12 protein-coding genes, 2 tRNA genes and 3 rRNA genes are annotated in these 18,269 nt (G+C 60.1%); 12 read left to right on the top strand and 5 right to left on the bottom strand.

The genetic code is table 11. The features are described from left to right. Nucleotides 1-141 precede the first annotated feature (141 nt). The gene (locus AC1Z32_RS22525; RefSeq protein WP_483480679.1) at nt 142-1,356 is read right to left on the bottom strand and encodes a DUF2863 family protein; all 1,215 of its coding nucleotides are present in this window, start codon (nt 1,354-1,356) and stop codon (nt 142-144) included. A gap of 588 nt (nt 1,357-1,944) precedes the next feature. Here AC1Z32_RS22525 and AC1Z32_RS22520 point away from each other — a divergent pair. The 8 genes from AC1Z32_RS22520 (at nt 1,945) to AC1Z32_RS22485 (ending at nt 13,313) form a co-directional block, all read left to right on the top strand. Then, nucleotides 1,945-3,476, top strand: a 16S ribosomal RNA gene (locus AC1Z32_RS22520). Between the two features lie 62 nt (nt 3,477-3,538). Continuing rightward, a tRNA-Ile gene (locus AC1Z32_RS22515) sits at nt 3,539-3,615 on the top strand. Nucleotides 3,616-3,660: 45 nt separating this feature from the next. Beyond that, a tRNA-Ala gene (locus AC1Z32_RS22510) sits at nt 3,661-3,736 on the top strand. A 287-nt stretch (nt 3,737-4,023) separates the two neighbouring features. Next, nucleotides 4,024-6,910: ribosomal RNA gene (locus tag AC1Z32_RS22505) — 23S ribosomal RNA — on the top strand. 173 nt (nt 6,911-7,083) lie between these two features. After that, a 5S ribosomal RNA gene (gene rrf, locus AC1Z32_RS22500) occupies nt 7,084-7,197 on the top strand. The 16S, 23S and 5S rRNA genes sit together here with 2 tRNA genes alongside, the layout of an rRNA operon. A gap of 253 nt (nt 7,198-7,450) precedes the next feature. Beyond that, the gene (gene imuA / locus AC1Z32_RS22495) at nt 7,451-8,314 is read left to right on the top strand and encodes a translesion DNA synthesis-associated protein ImuA (protein ID WP_483480677.1); all 864 of its coding nucleotides are present in this window, start codon (nt 7,451-7,453) and stop codon (nt 8,312-8,314) included. Next, nucleotides 8,259-9,845, top strand: coding sequence for a Y-family DNA polymerase (locus AC1Z32_RS22490; RefSeq protein ID WP_483480675.1), 1,587 nt, complete (start codon nt 8,259-8,261; stop codon nt 9,843-9,845). The genes imuA and AC1Z32_RS22490 overlap by 56 nt, the downstream gene beginning before the upstream one ends. A 6-nt stretch (nt 9,846-9,851) precedes the next feature. Continuing rightward, entirely contained in the window at nt 9,852-13,313 is a 3,462-nt protein-coding gene (locus tag AC1Z32_RS22485) for an error-prone DNA polymerase (RefSeq protein WP_483480674.1), read from the top strand. Here AC1Z32_RS22485 and AC1Z32_RS22480 read toward each other — a convergent pair. Both AC1Z32_RS22480 and AC1Z32_RS22475 read right to left on the bottom strand, forming a co-directional pair. Beyond that, nucleotides 13,307-14,245: a dTDP-4-dehydrorhamnose reductase family protein gene (locus tag AC1Z32_RS22480; RefSeq protein WP_483480672.1), complete on the bottom strand. Its 939-nt coding sequence runs from the start codon at nt 14,243-14,245 to the stop codon at nt 13,307-13,309. The genes AC1Z32_RS22485 and AC1Z32_RS22480 overlap by 7 nt on opposite strands. Further along, nucleotides 14,242-14,448 carry a heavy-metal-associated domain-containing protein gene (locus AC1Z32_RS22475; RefSeq protein WP_483480670.1) on the bottom strand — a complete coding sequence of 69 codons (207 nt, stop codon included), beginning with the start codon at nt 14,446-14,448 and terminating at the stop codon, nt 14,242-14,244. Before AC1Z32_RS22475 ends, AC1Z32_RS22480 begins: the two co-directional genes overlap by 4 nt. Before the next feature lie 96 nt (nt 14,449-14,544). Between AC1Z32_RS22475 and cueR the strand changes: the two genes are divergently transcribed. Beyond that, nucleotides 14,545-14,931, top strand: a complete 387-nt coding sequence (cueR, locus tag AC1Z32_RS22470) for a Cu(I)-responsive transcriptional regulator (protein ID WP_483480668.1) — start codon at nt 14,545-14,547, stop codon at nt 14,929-14,931. Between the two features lie 236 nt (nt 14,932-15,167). Continuing rightward, nucleotides 15,168-15,314 (top strand): DUF3563 family protein, encoded by a 147-nt coding sequence (locus AC1Z32_RS22465; protein WP_074173448.1) that lies wholly within the window; start codon nt 15,168-15,170, stop codon nt 15,312-15,314. A 114-nt stretch (nt 15,315-15,428) separates the two neighbouring features. Here the strand turns inward: AC1Z32_RS22465 and copM are convergent, their stop codons facing one another. Continuing rightward, a complete protein-coding gene (copM, locus tag AC1Z32_RS22460; protein WP_483480666.1) occupies nt 15,429-15,827 on the bottom strand; it encodes a CopM family metallochaperone in 399 nt (132 codons plus the stop codon). A gap of 112 nt (nt 15,828-15,939) precedes the next feature. On the opposite strand from copM, the gene AC1Z32_RS22455 reads away from it, so the two are divergent. Continuing rightward, nucleotides 15,940-16,317 carry a hypothetical protein gene (locus AC1Z32_RS22455; protein WP_483480664.1) on the top strand — a complete coding sequence of 126 codons (378 nt, stop codon included), beginning with the start codon at nt 15,940-15,942 and terminating at the stop codon, nt 16,315-16,317. 13 nt (nt 16,318-16,330) lie between these two features. On the opposite strand, the gene AC1Z32_RS22450 is transcribed toward AC1Z32_RS22455, so the two are convergent. Continuing rightward, on the bottom strand, nt 16,331-17,176 hold the full coding sequence (locus AC1Z32_RS22450; protein ID WP_483480662.1) for a 23S rRNA (adenine(2030)-N(6))-methyltransferase RlmJ: 846 nt from the start codon (nt 17,174-17,176) through the stop codon (nt 16,331-16,333). Nucleotides 17,177-17,466: 290 nt separating this feature from the next. Between AC1Z32_RS22450 and AC1Z32_RS22445 the strand changes: the two genes are divergently transcribed. Beyond that, nucleotides 17,467-18,261: a 3-hydroxybutyrate dehydrogenase gene (locus tag AC1Z32_RS22445; RefSeq protein ID WP_483480660.1), complete on the top strand. Its 795-nt coding sequence runs from the start codon at nt 17,467-17,469 to the stop codon at nt 18,259-18,261. Nucleotides 18,262-18,269 lie beyond the last annotated feature (8 nt).

Here is an 18,269-nt window from a genome sequence, read left to right as displayed (position 1 = left end):
GCCGGTAAAGTGCCGGCGTCCCGGTAATATTGACAAATTTGAGGTCATTTGGCCCCCTAGCCGAATGGCATAGGCATAAATGCACAAAACCCCGCGCTAGGGCGGGGTTCGCAGGGCTGATTAGGGTGCTAATTGGCCGCGTTAATGAAAATGTGGTTGCGCCGGTTCAGCGTCTTCGGGCATTTCGGCATGGACGATCTCGCCGAGCGGATCGGCATAGAGCGGTACGCCGCAGTCGTCGCAGAACTCCGGCTCGAAGCGTCCCGCATGTCTGCGCACGTCCGACACGCCGGCCTTCTTCAGCAGCTCGACGATTTCCTCGACGGGACCATTCGCGCCTTCGAGATCGACGGCATCCTCGTCCATCCCCAGCTCTCCGTTCTCTCGCCCGTAAAGCGGCCACACGACGCCATAGATGACGTCGTTGCTGCCGCGTCGCGTGAAGCCGATGCGGTACTCGTCGATGCGCCGGTCGCCGAACCCCGCGATGACCGCGCGCAAGTCCTGAGGCGCGGTGCCCAGGGTGTCAAAGAGGTATCGAACGGCGGTGCGCACGGTGTGCGGGCGGACTTGCTCGTCGGCATCGCGACAGGCCGAGTAATAGGCGTCGGGCAGCAGGCACTCGAACTCGCAGCCGGGCAATATGGCTGCAAAGCTCGGCCCGCCTTGTGCCGCCCACTGTTCGAGACACTGGCCACGTTCGACGCGGCTGCCGTTCTCGTCCTCCTGCCAGCGGAACAATGCCGCGCCGGCCGGCACGACGACCAGAGCCAACAGAAAGCGCGGGTCGGCGAGAATCGGCGAGGTCTCCGGAAGGTCGGCCAGGTTCAGGCGCGCAGCGCTGCCGTTCTGCACGGTCTGCAGTAACTGTTGCGCGAGGCGCGCCGTGTCGACGTGATGTCGTGGCAACTGGTCGATGCTGTAGAGGTAGGGCGCGACAGCCACGCGCGCGCCTGCCGCGAGGACATGCGCTTGCATCTGCGTGCGCAATGCATCGACCGCGTCGCTTTTGAGCGTGCCGGACGGGATCGCGTAGCGCGTCCACGCGAGCACCGGCGCGGCGATCAGCAACGCTTCGTGAGGTGCGCCGTCGATGTCGATTCTGAACGACTCGCTGTGCGTCTCGGCCATGTCGGCCAGCGCGCCATAGGCGTCCGGATGATTCTGCTGCAGATGGTCAAGCGCGGCGTCGAGCGTCGTCTGATTGCCGTTGCGTACGAGCTTGGCAATGAGCGTGTCGAGGCGGGCTTCCCAGAAGCGATCCTCGACGCGGCTGCCCGACGCGAAGAGCGCGAGGGAGAGGCTGACGAGTTTGTCGGCGTCCGGGGGAATACGTTTTGCGATTCGCGAGCGCATATCTATACAGAGTGAATTGGTGCGGAGAACCTTTAATTGTAGTCGCTTGGAGGCGGGTTTCATCGTGTGGCGTTGCAGCACGAGTAGCCGTTGGACATCATCGTCGCTCGGGAGGCTGAGTATTTTTTGTATTCCCCCTTGCGAAGGCGCGGTTCACTCACTAAAATTCCGTTCCTTCGCGATTCGATGAACGCGAAGGAAGCGGGAAAGATAGTTTCGGCATGTGCTTGGAGAAGGTTGTAGAAGGCTCCTGGCGCGGTCGACAAGAAACGAAAGCTTCAAATTCTTGTTGACAGATGTAGAAATGTTCTTCATAATCTCGTTTCTCTGCTGCTGATAACGCAGCGACGCAAGACGGCAGGTAGTCAAGCCCTTGCGATGTGCTCTTTAAAAACTAACAGCCGATAAGTGTGGGCGCTTGATGGCGAGTGCGGTTGGGGTTCTTCGGAATCCCGGCAATAGCAAAAGTAATCAAGAGTCTCACACGAAGTATCAGAGGAAGGTTTTTCTGTCTTCAGACAGATTAATCATCGTCAGTACGTTGAGTGAGCGACCGGGTTCATGGAACCCGAAAACAGTAACAGGTTTGAACTGAAGAGTTTGATCCTGGCTCAGATTGAACGCTGGCGGCATGCCTTACACATGCAAGTCGAACGGCAGCACGGGGGCAACCCTGGTGGCGAGTGGCGAACGGGTGAGTAATACATCGGAACGTGTCCTGTAGTGGGGGATAGCCCGGCGAAAGCCGGATTAATACCGCATACGACCTAAGGGAGAAAGCGGGGGATCTTCGGACCTCGCGCTATAGGGGCGGCCGATGGCAGATTAGCTAGTTGGTGGGGTAAAGGCCTACCAAGGCGACGATCTGTAGCTGGTCTGAGAGGACGACCAGCCACACTGGGACTGAGACACGGCCCAGACTCCTACGGGAGGCAGCAGTGGGGAATTTTGGACAATGGGGGCAACCCTGATCCAGCAATGCCGCGTGTGTGAAGAAGGCCTTCGGGTTGTAAAGCACTTTTGTCCGGAAAGAAAACTTCGCCGCTAATATCGGTGGAGGATGACGGTACCGGAAGAATAAGCACCGGCTAACTACGTGCCAGCAGCCGCGGTAATACGTAGGGTGCGAGCGTTAATCGGAATTACTGGGCGTAAAGCGTGCGCAGGCGGTCTGTTAAGACCGATGTGAAATCCCCGGGCTTAACCTGGGAACTGCATTGGTGACTGGCAGGCTTTGAGTATGGCAGAGGGGGGTAGAATTCCACGTGTAGCAGTGAAATGCGTAGAGATGTGGAGGAATACCGATGGCGAAGGCAGCCCCCTGGGCCAATACTGACGCTCATGCACGAAAGCGTGGGGAGCAAACAGGATTAGATACCCTGGTAGTCCACGCCCTAAACGATGTCAACTAGTTGTTGGGGATTCATTTCCTTAGTAACGTAGCTAACGCGTGAAGTTGACCGCCTGGGGAGTACGGTCGCAAGATTAAAACTCAAAGGAATTGACGGGGACCCGCACAAGCGGTGGATGATGTGGATTAATTCGATGCAACGCGAAAAACCTTACCTACCCTTGACATGGTCGGAAGTCTGCTGAGAGGTGGACGTGCTCGAAAGAGAACCGGCGCACAGGTGCTGCATGGCTGTCGTCAGCTCGTGTCGTGAGATGTTGGGTTAAGTCCCGCAACGAGCGCAACCCTTGTCCTTAGTTGCTACGCAAGAGCACTCTAAGGAGACTGCCGGTGACAAACCGGAGGAAGGTGGGGATGACGTCAAGTCCTCATGGCCCTTATGGGTAGGGCTTCACACGTCATACAATGGTCGGAACAGAGGGTTGCCAAGCCGCGAGGTGGAGCCAATCCCAGAAAACCGATCGTAGTCCGGATCGCAGTCTGCAACTCGACTGCGTGAAGCTGGAATCGCTAGTAATCGCGGATCAGCATGCCGCGGTGAATACGTTCCCGGGTCTTGTACACACCGCCCGTCACACCATGGGAGTGGGTTTCACCAGAAGTAGGTAGCCTAACCGCAAGGAGGGCGCTTACCACGGTGGGATTCATGACTGGGGTGAAGTCGTAACAAGGTAGCCGTATCGGAAGGTGCGGCTGGATCACCTCCTTTCTCGAGCTTCGCACGAAACTATCAAGTGCTCACGCTTATCGGCTGTGGTTAAGACAGGCTAAGGGTCTGTAGCTCAGTCGGTTAGAGCACCGTCTTGATAAGGCGGGGGTCGTTGGTTCGAATCCAACCAGACCCACCACCCGGGGCGTGCTGATGAGAGACGGAGTCGAAGTCAGGCATACACGGGGGATTAGCTCAGCTGGGAGAGCACCTGCTTTGCAAGCAGGGGGTCGTCGGTTCGATCCCGTCATCCTCCACCAATCCTCAATGCACAGTGTTCAAATCATTGAATCCTGTGCATTGGCGATTGAAGCCAGTTGATGCTGTAGGTATAGAAGTGCACCTATCGGCTAAACGTTCTTTAACAATCTGGAAGAAGTAGTAAAGAGAATCGCGAAAGCGCTTAGAGATGGGCGTGATTAACGATTCAGGGTAGTGATTGTATCAAGTATGAAAAGTGATCTTAATGATGACTTGGAATACGGCACAACGCGAATACTCAGCCTATGACGTGGTGAAGACGCGCAAGCAGACACACTCGTTATAGGGTCAAGCGAACAAGTGCATGTGGTGGATGCCTTGGCGATCACAGGCGATGAAGGACGCGGTAGCCTGCGAAAAGTTGTGGGGAGCTGGCAAACGAGCTTTGATCCACAAATGTCCGAATGGGGAAACCCACTCCTAATGGAGTATCCATAGCTGAATACATAGGCTATGTGAAGCGAACGCGGTGAACTGAAACATCTAAGTAACCGCAGGAACAGAAATCAACCGAGATTCCCAAAGTAGTGGCGAGCGAAATGGGAGCAGCCTGTACTCTTTATTTGTATTGTTAGCTGAACGCTCTGGAAAGTGCGGCCATAGCAGGTGATAGCCCTGTAAGCGAAAACAGTATGAAAGAACTAGGGGTACGACAAGTAGGGCGGGACACGTGAAATCCTGTCTGAAGATGGGGGGACCATCCTCCAAGGCTAAATACTCGTGATCGACCGATAGTGAACCAGTACCGTGAGGGAAAGGCGAAAAGAACCCCGGGAGGGGAGTGAAATAGATCCTGAAACCGCATGCATACAAACAGTCGGAGCCTCGTAAGGGGTGACGGCGTACCTTTTGTATAATGGGTCAGCGACTTACGTTCAGTAGCGAGCTTAACTGATTAAGGCAGGCGTAGCGAAAGCGAGTCCGAATAGGGCGATCAGTTGCTGGGCGTAGACCCGAAACCAAGTGATCTATCCATGGCCAGGTTGAAGGTGCGGTAACACGTACTGGAGGACCGAACCCACTAACGTTGAAAAGTTAGGGGATGAGCTGTGGATAGGGGTGAAAGGCTAAACAAACTTGGAAATAGCTGGTTCTCTCCGAAAACTATTTAGGTAGTGCCTCGTGTATCACCTTCGGGGGTAGAGCACTGTCATGGTTGTGGGGTCCATTGCGGATTACTACGCCATAGCAAACTCCGAATACCGAAGAGTGCAATCACGGGAGACAGACATCGGGTGCTAACGTCCGGTGTCAAGAGGGAAACAACCCAGACCGCCAGCTAAGGTCCCAAAGATTGGCTAAGTGGGAAACGAAGTGGGAAGGCTAAAACAGTCAGGAGGTTGGCTTAGAAGCAGCCACCCTTTAAAGAAAGCGTAATAGCTCACTGATCGAGTCGTCCTGCGCGGAAGATGTAACGGGGCTCAAGCCAGTCACCGAAGCTGCGGATACACGTTGAAAGATACGTGTGTGGTAGGAGAGCGTTCCGTAAGCCTGCGAAGGTGTGTCGAAAGGCATGCTGGAGGTATCGGAAGTGCGAATGCTGACATGAGTAGCGATAAAGGGGGTGAAAAGCCCCCTCGCCGTAAGCCCAAGGTTTCCTACGCAACGTTCATCGGCGTAGGGTGAGTCGGCCCCTAAGGCGAGGCAGAAATGCGTAGCTGATGGGAAGCAGGTCAATATTCCTGCACCATTGTTAGATGCGATGGGGGGACGGATCGCGGAAGGTTGTCCGGGTGTTGGACGTCCCGGTCGCTGCATTGGAGAAGGTGCTTAGGCAAATCCGGGCACGTAATTCAAGGGTGTGGCGCGAGCTTCTTCGGAAGCGAAGCAATTGGAAGTGGTTCCAAGAAAAGCCTCTAAGCTTCAGTCTAATAATGACCGTACCGCAAACCGACACAGGTGGGCGAGATGAGTATTCTAAGGCGCTTGAGAGAACTCGGGAGAAGGAACTCGGCAAATTGGTACCGTAACTTCGGGATAAGGTACGCCCTTGTAGCTTGACTGGCCTGCGCCAGGAGGGTGAAAGGGTTGCAATAAACTGGTGGCTGCGACTGTTTAATAAAAACACAGCACTCTGCAAACACGAAAGTGGACGTATAGGGTGTGACGCCTGCCCGGTGCCGGAAGATTAAATGATGGGGTGCAAGCTCTTGATTGAAGTCCCGGTAAACGGCGGCCGTAACTATAACGGTCCTAAGGTAGCGAAATTCCTTGTCGGGTAAGTTCCGACCTGCACGAATGGCGTAACGATGGCCACACTGTCTCCTCCCGAGACTCAGCGAAGTTGAAGTGTTTGTGATGATGCAATCTCCCCGCGGCTAGACGGAAAGACCCCATGAACCTTTACTGTAGCTTTGCATTGGACTTTGAACCGATCTGTGTAGGATAGGTGGGAGGCTATGAAGCCAGGACGCTAGTCTTGGTGGAGCCGTCCTTGAAATACCACCCTGGTTTGTTTGAGGTTCTAACCTTGGCCCGTGATCCGGGTCGGGGACAGTGCATGGTAGGCAGTTTGACTGGGGCGGTCTCCTCCCAAAGTGTAACGGAGGAGTACGAAGGTACGCTAGGTACGGTCGGAAATCGTGCTGATAGTGCAATGGCATAAGCGTGCTTAACTGCGAGACCGACAAGTCGAGCAGGTGCGAAAGCAGGTCATAGTGATCCGGTGGTTCTGTATGGAAGGGCCATCGCTCAACGGATAAAAGGTACTCTGGGGATAACAGGCTGATACCGCCCAAGAGTTCATATCGACGGCGGTGTTTGGCACCTCGATGTCGGCTCATCTCATCCTGGGGCTGTAGCCGGTCCCAAGGGTATGGCTGTTCGCCATTTAAAGAGGTACGTGAGCTGGGTTTAAAACGTCGTGAGACAGTTTGGTCCCTATCTGCCGTGGGCGTTGGATATTTGAAGGGGGCTGCTCCTAGTACGAGAGGACCGGAGTGGACGAACCTCTGGTGTACCGGTTGTGACGCCAGTCGCATCGCCGGGTAGCTATGTTCGGAAGAGATAACCGCTGAAAGCATCTAAGCGGGAAACTCGCCTTAAGATGAGATATCCCCGGGGCTTCGAGCCCCTTGAAGGGTCGTTCCAGACCAGGACGTTGATAGGTCAGGTGTGTAAGTGCAGTAATGCATTGAGCTAACTGATACTAATTGCCCGTAAGGCTTGATCCTATAACCAGTGTGTTTGCGTCAGTCTCAAGTTAGCGCTTCAGCGCTGACTGGGACAAGTCCCCGTAGGGGGAACGCTGGTTGAGTGACGCCTGTGCCCGCAGTCACTGCCCAAACACTTCTACTTCTTCCCAGATTGGCTGTAGCGCGAACCCGCGACACAGCAACAAGTCATGCCTGATGACCATAGCGAGTCGGTACCACCCCTTCCCATCCCGAACAGGACCGTGAAACGACTCCACGCCGATGATAGTGCGGATCACCCGTGTGAAAGTAGGTAATCGTCAGGCTCCTCATGCTGCAACAAAAACCCCACCCCATAAAGGTGGGGTTTTTGCGTTTGGGGCGACGTTTTCGCACGAGCGCCGACAAACTCTTCCTCGACCTTCCTCCATTTCTCTACGCTCCGCGCAGCGTGCTTTCCGCTGCCCACTTGTTTACCCGCTAGCATCGAAATACTGTATAAATATACAGTAAAACCAGAGGCCAACGAGTGCTCGAACCATGAGCAGGCCCTTGCATTCGCGCTGGACGGGGAAACTCATGGGTGCCGCACTTTCATTGTTCGATATCGGGCTGACATCGCATCTGCAGCGTCAGGTCTGGCAGGGCAGTCCGATCCACGATCCTGACTCGAACATCATCTCGAGTGGCTTTCGGGCGCTCGATCTGGCCTTGCCCGGCGCAGGCTGGATGCCCGGCACAGTCACCGAATTGCTGATCGAAGAAAGCGGCGTGGGGGAAATCCGACTGCTCGCGCGCACGCTTCGGGAACTGACCGCGAGCAAGGGCCGGTCCGTCGTCTTCATCGCGCCACCGTGGAAGCCCAATCTAGCTGCGCTTCGGAAGATGAACATCGCGGTGAACAAACTGGTCTGGGTCAAGGCCCCCGAAGATCAGGTGCTTTGGACCGCGGAACAGGCGCTGAAACAGGAAGGCATCGGCGCTGTGCTGATCTGGCTGCCTCAAGTGCGTCCCGAAGCGCTGCGAAGGCTCCAGGTGGCGGCTCAGGAAGCGCAGTCGCTGGCATTCCTGTTTCGCCCGCTCAAGGCGGCGAAGCAGTCATCCGCTGCGCCGTTGCGCATGGTTTGTAAACCGATACTTCCCGCCGACGCGCAGACGATGAACCGCCGCGAGTGGATGCAGGCCGTCATGCTTGAAATCGACATCATCAAGCGGCGCGGCCCGCTACTGGAAAAGCCGTTGCAGTTGAGCTTACCGCTGCAAATGCCTGCTTTGCCCGAGCATATTCGTCGTGCGCATCAGGCAAGGAAAGCACGAGAGGTCAAACATGTTGTGGATAGCGGTGACATTGCCGCTTTTATCGCTCGAAGCAGTCAGGCCGCCATCGATGCCCTCAGCATCGGTGACTTCGACCTTGCATGGAGCGACGTCGACGGCCAATGAAGCCCGCGCCGACGGCATCGACCAGCCATGCTTCGCGCTCGCCGATCACGCGCGCATCCTGATGCCCGATCTCGTCGCGTTTCGGCTCGGCGTGCGTCCCGGCAGCACGCGCTCGCATGCGTTCGCGCTGGCGCCGCAGCTGACGTTGCTCGCCGTCGATATTCGCGAGGAGCAGAGCGCACTCGAAGCCGTTGCGCTGGCGCTGCTCGCGTTCACGCCCAAAGTCGTGCTTGCTCATGCGAATACGGTGCTGCTCGAAGTCGGTGCGAGCATGCGGCTCTTCGGCGGATTGCGCGCGTTGCTGTCCAAGGTGACATCGACGGTAAAGGGATGCGGCTTCACCTCACGCATGGGCTGCGCGCCGACTGCGTGGGGCGCGTGGCTGCTCGCTCATGCGCGCACGCGCCGTGTTGCACGTCGCGTGCGCATCGTGAAAGAAACGACGCTCGTACACGTGCTCGATGAACTGCCCGTATCGCTCGTTCCGTCGGCGCATTCGCACGGCAACGCGTTCGAGCAGATCGGCTGCGCGACGCTCGCCGATTTGCGCCGCCTGCCGCGCAAGGGCGTCGCGCGACGGTTCGGGCAAGGTGTCCTGCAATGGCTCGCGCAGGCGTACGGACAGGCGCCCGATCCGCGCGAGGCATTCAGCGCGCCGGCGTCGTTCGAAGCGCGGCTCGAATTGCAGGCGCGCGTGGAAAGCGCAGACGCGTTGTTGTTCGCCGCCCGCCGGCTCGTGCTGCAACTCGCCGGCTGGCTGAGCGCGCATCATGCGGCGGTCAGCGAATTTTCGCTCTTGCTCGAGCACGAGCTGGCTGCCCGTCACGCGCCGAAAACGTCGACGTTCAAGGTGGCGTGGGCCGTGCCGACGCGCGATGCCGATCACATTCTCTGGCTGCTGCGCGAGAAGTTGAATCAGACGACGCTCGCGGCGCCTGTGATCGAGATGAAGCTTTTGGCCGACAAGGTCAGCGAGCATGCGCCGCCAGCCGACACGCTATTTCCAATGCCGGGCTCCGACAGCGACTCGATGGCGCAACTGCTCGAACGCCTGAGTGCGCGGCTCGGCGCCGAGAATGTCGTGCAACTGGTCGCGCGGGACGATCATCGGCCCGAGGCGGCGATGACGGTCGAAGCCTATAAGCCCGAGCGCGAAACGAAGCCGAAGCGCGGCAAGAAGGCGCCGAAGATGCAAGCAGCACAAGCCGACGCGCCCATCGAAACAGAAGTCGAAGAAGCGCAAACCGAATCCGACGGGCCGCTCGAACTTCCCGATCTGGCCGTCCCTTCGCAGCCGCGTCCGGCGTGGATACTCGAAACGCCGCAAAAGCTGATGCTGCGCAACGAGCGGCCGTTCTATCGGCGTCCGCTGAAACTTATCAGCCGGACCGAGCGCATCGAGGCGGGATGGTGGGACGGCAACGGCGTGCAGCGCGATTACTACGTCGCCGCCGACGATCGCGGCCGCATGTTCTGGCTCTATCGCGAACGTCTCACCGGTTACTGGTTCCTGCACGGTTTTTTCGGATGATGCGCCATGGATGATTTGAGTGACATCATCGGTTTGGGCGAAGGCGACGAAAAAGCCGCATTTCTCGGCTCGATGTCGGCGTCGGCGCTGTTACCCGGTTACGCCGAGTTGCATTGCCTGAGCAATTTTTCGTTCTTGCGCGGCGCGTCGCATCCGCAGGAATTGGCTGAGGCCGCGCTCGAGCACGGCTATACCGCGCTCGCGATCACGGATGAATGCTCGCTCGCGGGCGTCGTGCGCGCGCATGCCGCGATCAAGGACATCGAGGCGAAGGCCGAAGCCGCGGCCGCAGCGGCGCGGGAGGCCGGCGAGCCGCCGCCGAGGCGGCAAGCGCTGAAGCTGATCATCGGCAGCGAACTGCATCTCACTAATGCCGACGGCGATCCGTTCTGCACGCTCATCGCGCTCGCGACGGATCGCGCGGGCTACGGCAACTTGTCGGAGCTGATTTCGCTTGCGCGTTCGCGTTCGGCGAAGGGCAGTTACAAGATAGGTCCGGAAGACTTCACCGATCCCGCCAGCTCATCCGATGCAAGCGATCTGCGTGGTGATATCGCGCATTTGAGGCACTTGCCCGATTGCTTGTTGATTCTCGTGCCGCAGCGCTCGGCGACGCTCGCCGACACGCTCGATCGCGCGCACTGGCTGGCCGGTTTCGCCGCCGGCCGCGCGTGGCTCGCGCTGGAGCTATGGCAGGACGGCAGCGACGATGAACGTCTCGCTTCGTGCCGCGTGATCGCCGAAGCGAGCGGATTGCCGCTCGTCGCGGCAAGCGGTGCGCTGATGCACGCGCGCTCGCGCAAGCCGTTGCAGGACACGCTGACCGCGATCCGCCTGAACCGGCCGCTCGGCGAATGCGGCTACGCGCTGGAAGCGAACGCTGAGCGGCATCTGCGCACGCGGTTGCGCATCGGTGCGCTGTATCCGAAAGAGGCGATCAGGGAAACGCTGAAAGTGGCCGCCCGCTGCACTTTCACGCTCGACGAACTCAAGTACGAATATCCCGAAGAACTGGTGCCGCCCGGCGAGACGCCCGCAAGCTACTTGCGCAAGCAGGTGATCGCGGGTGCACTCAAGCGCTGGCCGAACGGTATGGATGCGGAGACCATCGGTCTCATCGAAAAGGAGCTGGCGCTCGTCGCGAAGCTGGGATACGAGAAGTACTTCCTGACGGTCTATGACATCGTCTCGTTTGCGCGCAGCCAGAAGATTCTGTGTCAGGGCCGCGGCTCGGCGGCGAATTCGATCATCTGTTATTGCCTTTTCATCACCGAGCTCGATCCGGTGCGAATGGGCTTGCTGATCGAGCGCTTCATTTCGCAAGCGCGCAACGAGCCGCCCGACATCGACGTCGATTTCGAGCATCAGCGGCGCGAGGAAGTCATCCAGTACATCTACCGGAAGTACGGACGGCATCGCGCGTCGCTGGCGGCATCGGTCATCACGTATCACACGCGCAGCGCGCTGAAGGACGTCGGCAAGGCACTCGGGCTGGATGCGTCGCTGATCGAGCGCATCGGCAAGTCGCAGCAGTGGTGGGATGGGCCGTCGGCGGTGGCGGGCTATCTCAGGGAAGCCGGCTTCAGCGACGATTCGCACGTCACGAAGCATCTCATCCGCCTGACGCGCGAGCTGCGCGGTTTTCCGCGGCATCTGTCGCAGCACGTCGGCGGTTTCGTGATCGCGCGGGAACGGTTGTCGCGGCTCGTGCCGATCGAAAACGCCGCGATGAAAGACCGCTGCGTGATTCAGTGGGACAAGGACGACATCGATCAGCTGAAGCTGCTGAAAGTCGACGTGCTCGCGCTCGGCATGCTCTCGGCGATCCGCCGCGCGCTCGAATTCGTCGCACTGCGGCGCGGCGTGCCGGGTTTCAGCATTTCGCATATTCGTCGCGAGGATCAGGCCGTCTACGAGATGTGCTGCCGCGCGGACACTATCGGCGTGTTTCAGATCGAATCGCGCGCGCAGCAGAGCATGCTGCCGCGCTTGCGGCCGCAGAAGTACTACGACCTCGTGATCGAAGTGGCGATCGTGCGTCCCGGCCCGATTCAGGGCGGCATGGTGCATCCGTATCTGCGTCGCAAGCAGGGGCTGGAAGACGAGGAATATCCGAAAGAGGAATTGCGGCCGGTGCTCGGCCGCACGCTCGGCGTGCCGATTTTCCAGGAACAGGTGATGAAGCTCGCAATGGTCGCGGCCGGCTACACGGCGGAGCAGGCCGATCAGTTGCGCCGCGCGATGGCCGCCTGGCGTCGCGGCAGCCATCTGGAGCGGTATCAGGCCGATCTCATGAAGAAGATGCTCGCGCGCGGCTACGAGCACGATTTCGCTGCGCGCGTGTGCAAGCAGATCGAGGGCTTCGGCGAATACGGTTTTCCGGAGAGTCACTCGGCGAGCTTCGCGCTGCTCGTCTACTTCAGCGCGTGGATCAAGCGTTACGAGCCCGCGGCGTTTCTGGCCGGCCTGCTGAACAGCCAGCCGCTCGGCTTTTACTCGCCTTCGCAGCTCGTGCAGGACGCGCGGCGTCACGGCGTGCCGGTGTTCGCGCCCGATGTGTCGCTGAGCGACTGGGAATCGGTGCTGGAAGCGCGGTCCGGCAACGGCGAGCGCATCGTGTTCGATGCCGGCAAGGAGCGTCGGCGTCAGCAGTTCTACGGGGCGGCCGTATCGAATCAGATCTTTCGCAAGACCATGCGGCGTGGCGCGCGCAAGCTTGCCGCGCGCATCAAGTTGCCGGCGCGGCAATACGGGGCGAAAGGGCCGGGCGTGCGGATCGGCCTGCAACTGATCAAGGGCTTCCCGCAGGCGGCGGCCGAGCGGATCATGGCCGCGCGCGCCCAAGCGCCGTTCGCCGATGTCGACGATCTCACGCGCCGCGCCGCCTTGTCGCGCCGCGAGCTCGAAGCGCTCGCGGCGGGCAATGCGCTCGCGAGCATCGTAGGACATCGGCGTCAGGCGTGGTGGGCGGTCACCGCGCAGCAGCGCGCGCCCGAATTGCTACGCGACGCGCCGATGAGCGAGGCGCCGCTCGTGCTGCCCGAAGCATCGGAAGGCCGCGAAATCGTCGATGACTACGCGAGTCTCGGGCTCACGCTCAATCGTCATCCGCTCGCGCTCTTGCGCGCGAAGCTTTCGCGCCTGCGCTTCAAGAGCGCGGCTGAGTTGGAAGGCATCAGGAACGGGCGCTTCGTGCGGGCGTGCGGCATCGTGACGGTGCGCCAGCGGCCGGGCACGGCGAACGGCACGATCTTCGTCTCGATCGAAGACGAAACCGGCGCAATCAACGTGATCGTCTGGCCGGGGCTCGTCGAGAAGCAGCGCAAGGTGCTGCTGGGGGCGTCGCTGCTCGGCGTGCACGGCGTCTGGCAAATGGAAGGCGACGTGCGGCATCTGGTGGCGCAGCGGCTAGAAGACCATAGCGCGCTGCTCGGCCGTCTCGCCACGCCGAGCCGCGATTTTCACTGACACGGAACGTCCGGATACCTCGCAAGCAACCCGGCGATCGCGGTGTCGAATGGCGTGCGCCGGCCGATGCCGAGCGCTTCCAGCCGTCCCGAATCGAGATGACAGTCGCGCGGGCGCGGCGTCGCGTCCGTCGGCGTGCGCTCTGCGACGAGCTTCGCGTCCACGTTCAGCACGCGCGCGATGCGTTGGGCGATATCGAACTTCGTCATCGGTTCGTCGCCGGACCATTGCGTGACGCCGGAAATCGTTGCGCCTCGCGCATGATGTTCGAGCATGCCGCGAATCACGACGGCTACATCCGGCGTGAAAGTCGGATAACGCGTGGCCCAGGCGTCCATGGGGGCCGGCGGGCTCGACGGATCGGCTGATTTCACGATCGCGGGCGTGAGGCTCGTCACCGCCGATTCGTTCCAGTCGCTGAAAGGCCCGTAAAGGAGCGGCAGGCGCAATACGCAGGACGCCGGGTCGCCCGCGAGCAACGCGCGTTCGCCATCCAGCTTGCTTTGACCGTAGGCGTTGAGCGGTGCGGGCGCGTCATCGGGGAAATAGGGCGGGGCGGTGCCGTCGAATACGTAGTCCGTCGAAATCGATAGCACCCACGCGCCGAGCGAGCGCGCTTCGGCCGCGATCACGCTCAACGCATCGACGTTCAACGCCCGGGCGCGCGCCGGATCGTTTTCGCAGATGTCCGGCCGCCGCTCGGCCGCCGCGACGACGATCGCGTCGGGCGCAAGATCGCGAAGAAACGCGCGCACCGCGTCATGATCGAGCAGATCGAGTCCGATGCTCTGCGCGTCGACGCGGCTGCGGGCCGTGCGCACGATGCGCCATTGCCTTGCGCTGGGTGCGCTTGCCAGTTCATCGGCGACGGCGCGGCCCAGCAGCCCCGATGCGCCGATGAGCGCGACGGTGAAGCGCGCGCCTGCCGTCATGCCGAAGCGACGCCGACGACTGTATAACCGGCTTCGTCGATGGCTTCCTTCAGCGCATCGTCCGACTGCCCCGATTCGACGGCAACCCTGCCGCGCTCCAGATCGACGCGCACCTGCGCCTGCGGATCGATTTCCTGAATCGAGCGTGTCACGGCCGCGACACAGTGCTGGCAGCTCATGCCCTGGACTTCGAATTCGGTCATTGCGGTTTCCTCTTGAAAAAGCTTCGGTGGATGACATCGTATACCTTGCCATTATGGGAAGGTGTAGAGTCGGGATGACTTTTTCAGGAGCGAAAGATGAACATCGGAGAAGCGGCCCGCGCGTCGGGCGTGACGGCGAAAATGATCCGCTATTACGAGAGCGTCGGATTGCTCAATCCGGTGGGACGGACGTCGTCGGGATATCGCGTGTACCGCGATCAGGAGGTTCATGCACTGCGTTTCGTGCGGCAGGCGCGCCGCCTCGGATTTCTCGTCGAGGATATTCGCAAGCTGCTTGCGCTCTGGCAGGACCGATCGCGCGCGAGCGCCGAGGTGAAGTCGATCGCGCTGGAGCACGTCGCGGAACTGGACAGGCGAATCGCCGAACTGACGGAGATGCGCGACACGCTGTCGCATCTCGCGAAGCATTGTCACGGAGATGCCCGCCCGGATTGCCCGATTCTGGATAAGCTGGCGCAGTGAATGCACCGATATGGTGCTTGAAAAGTGGCAGCGACGTCGGATGGACGAACAATCATCCGAAAAATCATTGGTTTAAAGCAATTACCCTGCCCGCACCATTCCGAAACCGAATGCACACTATTCAAGCATTTCACTACCACATCGTCGATGTTCTCCCCTATAATCCGGGTATTCCCTAACGCGGGTAATCCCTGACCCGAACCGCCAGGGATCTTTCGAAGACCTTGGAGAACATCATGTTTGCATTTCTGATCGAAAAACTGAGCATCTGGTTTGAAATCGCTGAGCAGCGCCGTCGCGAAGCCTATCTTGCGCAATCCACGGACATCGTCCAGCTCGAGCAGCGCATCCGCTCGCTCGAAACGAACGGCTACAACGCGTAAGCGTTCCGTTCCTGGCGTGAAAGACGCCGGACGTGAAAGTTGAAAAGCCCCGCATCGCGGGGCTTTTGTCTTTTCGCTCGATGCGCGCGCGGCAGCGCCGCGCCGATTCGCACTTCATTGCTTGTGCGGATGCTGCTCCAGCCATTGCTTCATGAACGCGATTTCCTTGTTCTGCGCAGCGATGATGTCCTTGGCCAGCTTGCGCAGCTTGGCATCCTTGCCGTACTTCAGCTCGACCTTCGCCATTTCCACCGCGCCCTGATGATGCGGAATCATGTGCGCGACGAAGTCCCGGTCGGCGTCGCCCGTGTATTCGATGCTCGACATGCCTGACATCATCTTCTGATCGGCGGCCTGAAACGCCGCGGTGGACGAGACGTCGGTGGGCTTCGGCGCGTGCTGCTCCATGTTCATGCCGGGCATTGCGTCGCTCGCGGGCGCGGCGTTCTGCGCGATCGCGCTTGCGCTACAGAGGGCCGTGAAGATGACAAGCGCGATTCTCGTTGATTTCATCGTATCTCCTGGGAAATAGGCGGTTGCATGACTCGTTCTGAGCGGGAACGCCTAGCCTAAAGCTTGCCACGGGGGTAAGGTAAAGCAGTTTCGTCTACATAAAGAGCGCGCGATGGCAGGGCACATCAAGAACACGACGAAAATCCGCGCTCCGAAGCGCTATCGCGTTGAGCTACCGGCGCGTTTTTGCGTCGCGCTTGTCGTGGCATGGTGCGGCTCGCAACTGGCATTCGCGAAGCCGGGCGGCGAGCCTCTGGTGCTCGATACGCAAACCGGCATACACAGTGGCGTGAGCGGGACCGTGCTTCAGAGCGGGACGCTCGGCGGCCCCGGCATGGTGCCGATGGCGACGTTGCCGGAACTCCCGCAGCAGGAGCAGCCGCCCATTGTCGTTTCGCCTTATGTCGAATTTTCGAGCGGGCAGCCCAATGTGCCCGTACAGCCGGGCGGCGTACCGCGGCCGAGAGTGCCGCGCACGCCTCATCCATGATCTCCAGCCCAGTTCAGTCCGCGCGATGTTCCAGCTTGAACGCCGCGTCGTCGTCCTCGCCGAGGGTATCGACGAGATAGGGCAGTGACTCCTTCAGTTCCTTGGCGAGCGTGTACGGCGGATTGAGTACGAACATGCCGCTGCCGTACAGGCCGAAGCCGTCCGTCGGTGCTTTCCGGACGGTCAAGGCCGCGTGCAGCCAGCCCTTCGGCTGAATCGCTTTCAACTGATCGGCGAAGCGCTGCGATTCCATGCGCGTGACGATCGGATACCAGACCGCGTACGTTCCCGTCGCGAAACGCGTGAGACATTCCTCGAGACAGGCGAGCGTGCGCGCGTAGTCGCGCTTGTCCTCATACGACGGGTCGATCAGCACGAGCGCCCGGCGCGGCGGCGGCGGGAGAATCGCCTTGATGCCTTCGAAGCCGTCGCCTTCGTACACCATGGCACGGCGGCCGGCGTCGCGGAAATTGTGGCGCAGCACGTCGATCTCCGTGCTGTGCAACTCGAAAAGCCGCATACGGTCCTGCTCGCGCATCGTGCGCCACGCGAGATAGGGCGAGCCGGGGTAGAAGCGCAGATGGCCGTCTGTGTTCAGCGCCCTCACTTCATCGACGTAATCCGCGAGCAGCGGCGGCAGATCGTCGCGATCCCAAAGTCTGCCGATGCCCGTCTCGAACTCGGCGTTCTTCGTCGCGAAGCCTTCGACGAGGGAGTAGACCCCGGCGCCGGCATGCGTGTCGATATACCAATACGATTTGTCCTTCTGGCCGAGATAGCGAAGCATCTGAACGACGATTGCGTGTTTCAGCACATCGGCGTGATTGCCTGCATGAAAAGCGTGACGATAACTGAGCATGACGAGAGGCCCGCGCGGGGCGTGAAAAGCTGGAATGAAAACGTGCGCAAGGAAGGGTGCTTATTCTAGCCGACGCCATCCGATGCGATTTTCGCGGTGCCCGCTTCCTCGCTGCAGCGCACCGCGTCCTTCATGCACAATAACCGCTCCCTGGCATGCGTGAACAGTCGGCCGAATGGCCTAGGCGTTCCGATGTTCAGCGAGAGGTTTCCTATGCCGAATGGCCAGCTTGATGGCCGTGCCGATGGATGTTGTCATTCACGATGTCTTCCACTGGATAGGAGGTTCGCATGTCATCAAACGGTAAGCTCGACGGCAAGACCGCGGTCGTGACGGGCGCGGCGAGCGGCATCGGCCGCGCGATCGCGTTCACGCTCGCCGGCGCGGGGGCGTCGGTCGCCATTGCCGACCTGAACCAGGCGGGCGCGGACGCAGTCGCCGAGGAAATTCGCGGCAAGGGCGGCAAGGCCGTCGGCGTCGCGATGGACGTGACGGACGAAGACGCGGTGAACCGCGGCATCGACCGCGTTGCGTCGGAGTTCGGCTCGGTCGACATCCTCGTGTCGAACGCCGGCATCCAGATCGTCAATCCGATCGAAAACTACGCCTACGCCGACTGGAAAAAGATGATGGCAATCCACGTCGACGGCGCGTTTCTCACCACCAAAGCCGCGCTGAAGCACATGTACAAGGACGATCGCGGCGGCATCGTGATCTACATGGGGTCGGTGCATTCGCACGAGGCATCGCCGCTCAAGTCGGCCTACGTCACGGCGAAACACGGCCTGCTCGGCCTCGCGCGCGTGCTCGCGAAAGAGGGCGCGAAGCACAACGTGCGCTCGCATGTCGTCTGTCCGGGCTTCGTACGCACGCCGCTCGTCGACAAACAGATTCCCGAGCAGGCGAAGGAGCTGAAGATCAGCGAGGAGGAAGTGGTGAAGAGGGTGATGCTGGGCGGCACGGTGGACGGCGTATTCACGACCGTTGAGGATGTCGCGCAGACCGTGCTTTTCCTGTCCGCGTTCGAAACGGCGGCGCTGACGGGGCAATCGTTCGTCGTGAGTCACGGCTGGTTCATGCAATAACGGAGAAG

The sequence above is a fragment of the Caballeronia sp. 11_S32 genome, assembly GCF_056930355.1.
Note: the sequence above shows the minus strand (reverse complement) of the source record. Positions and strands in the feature narration are given on the sequence as shown.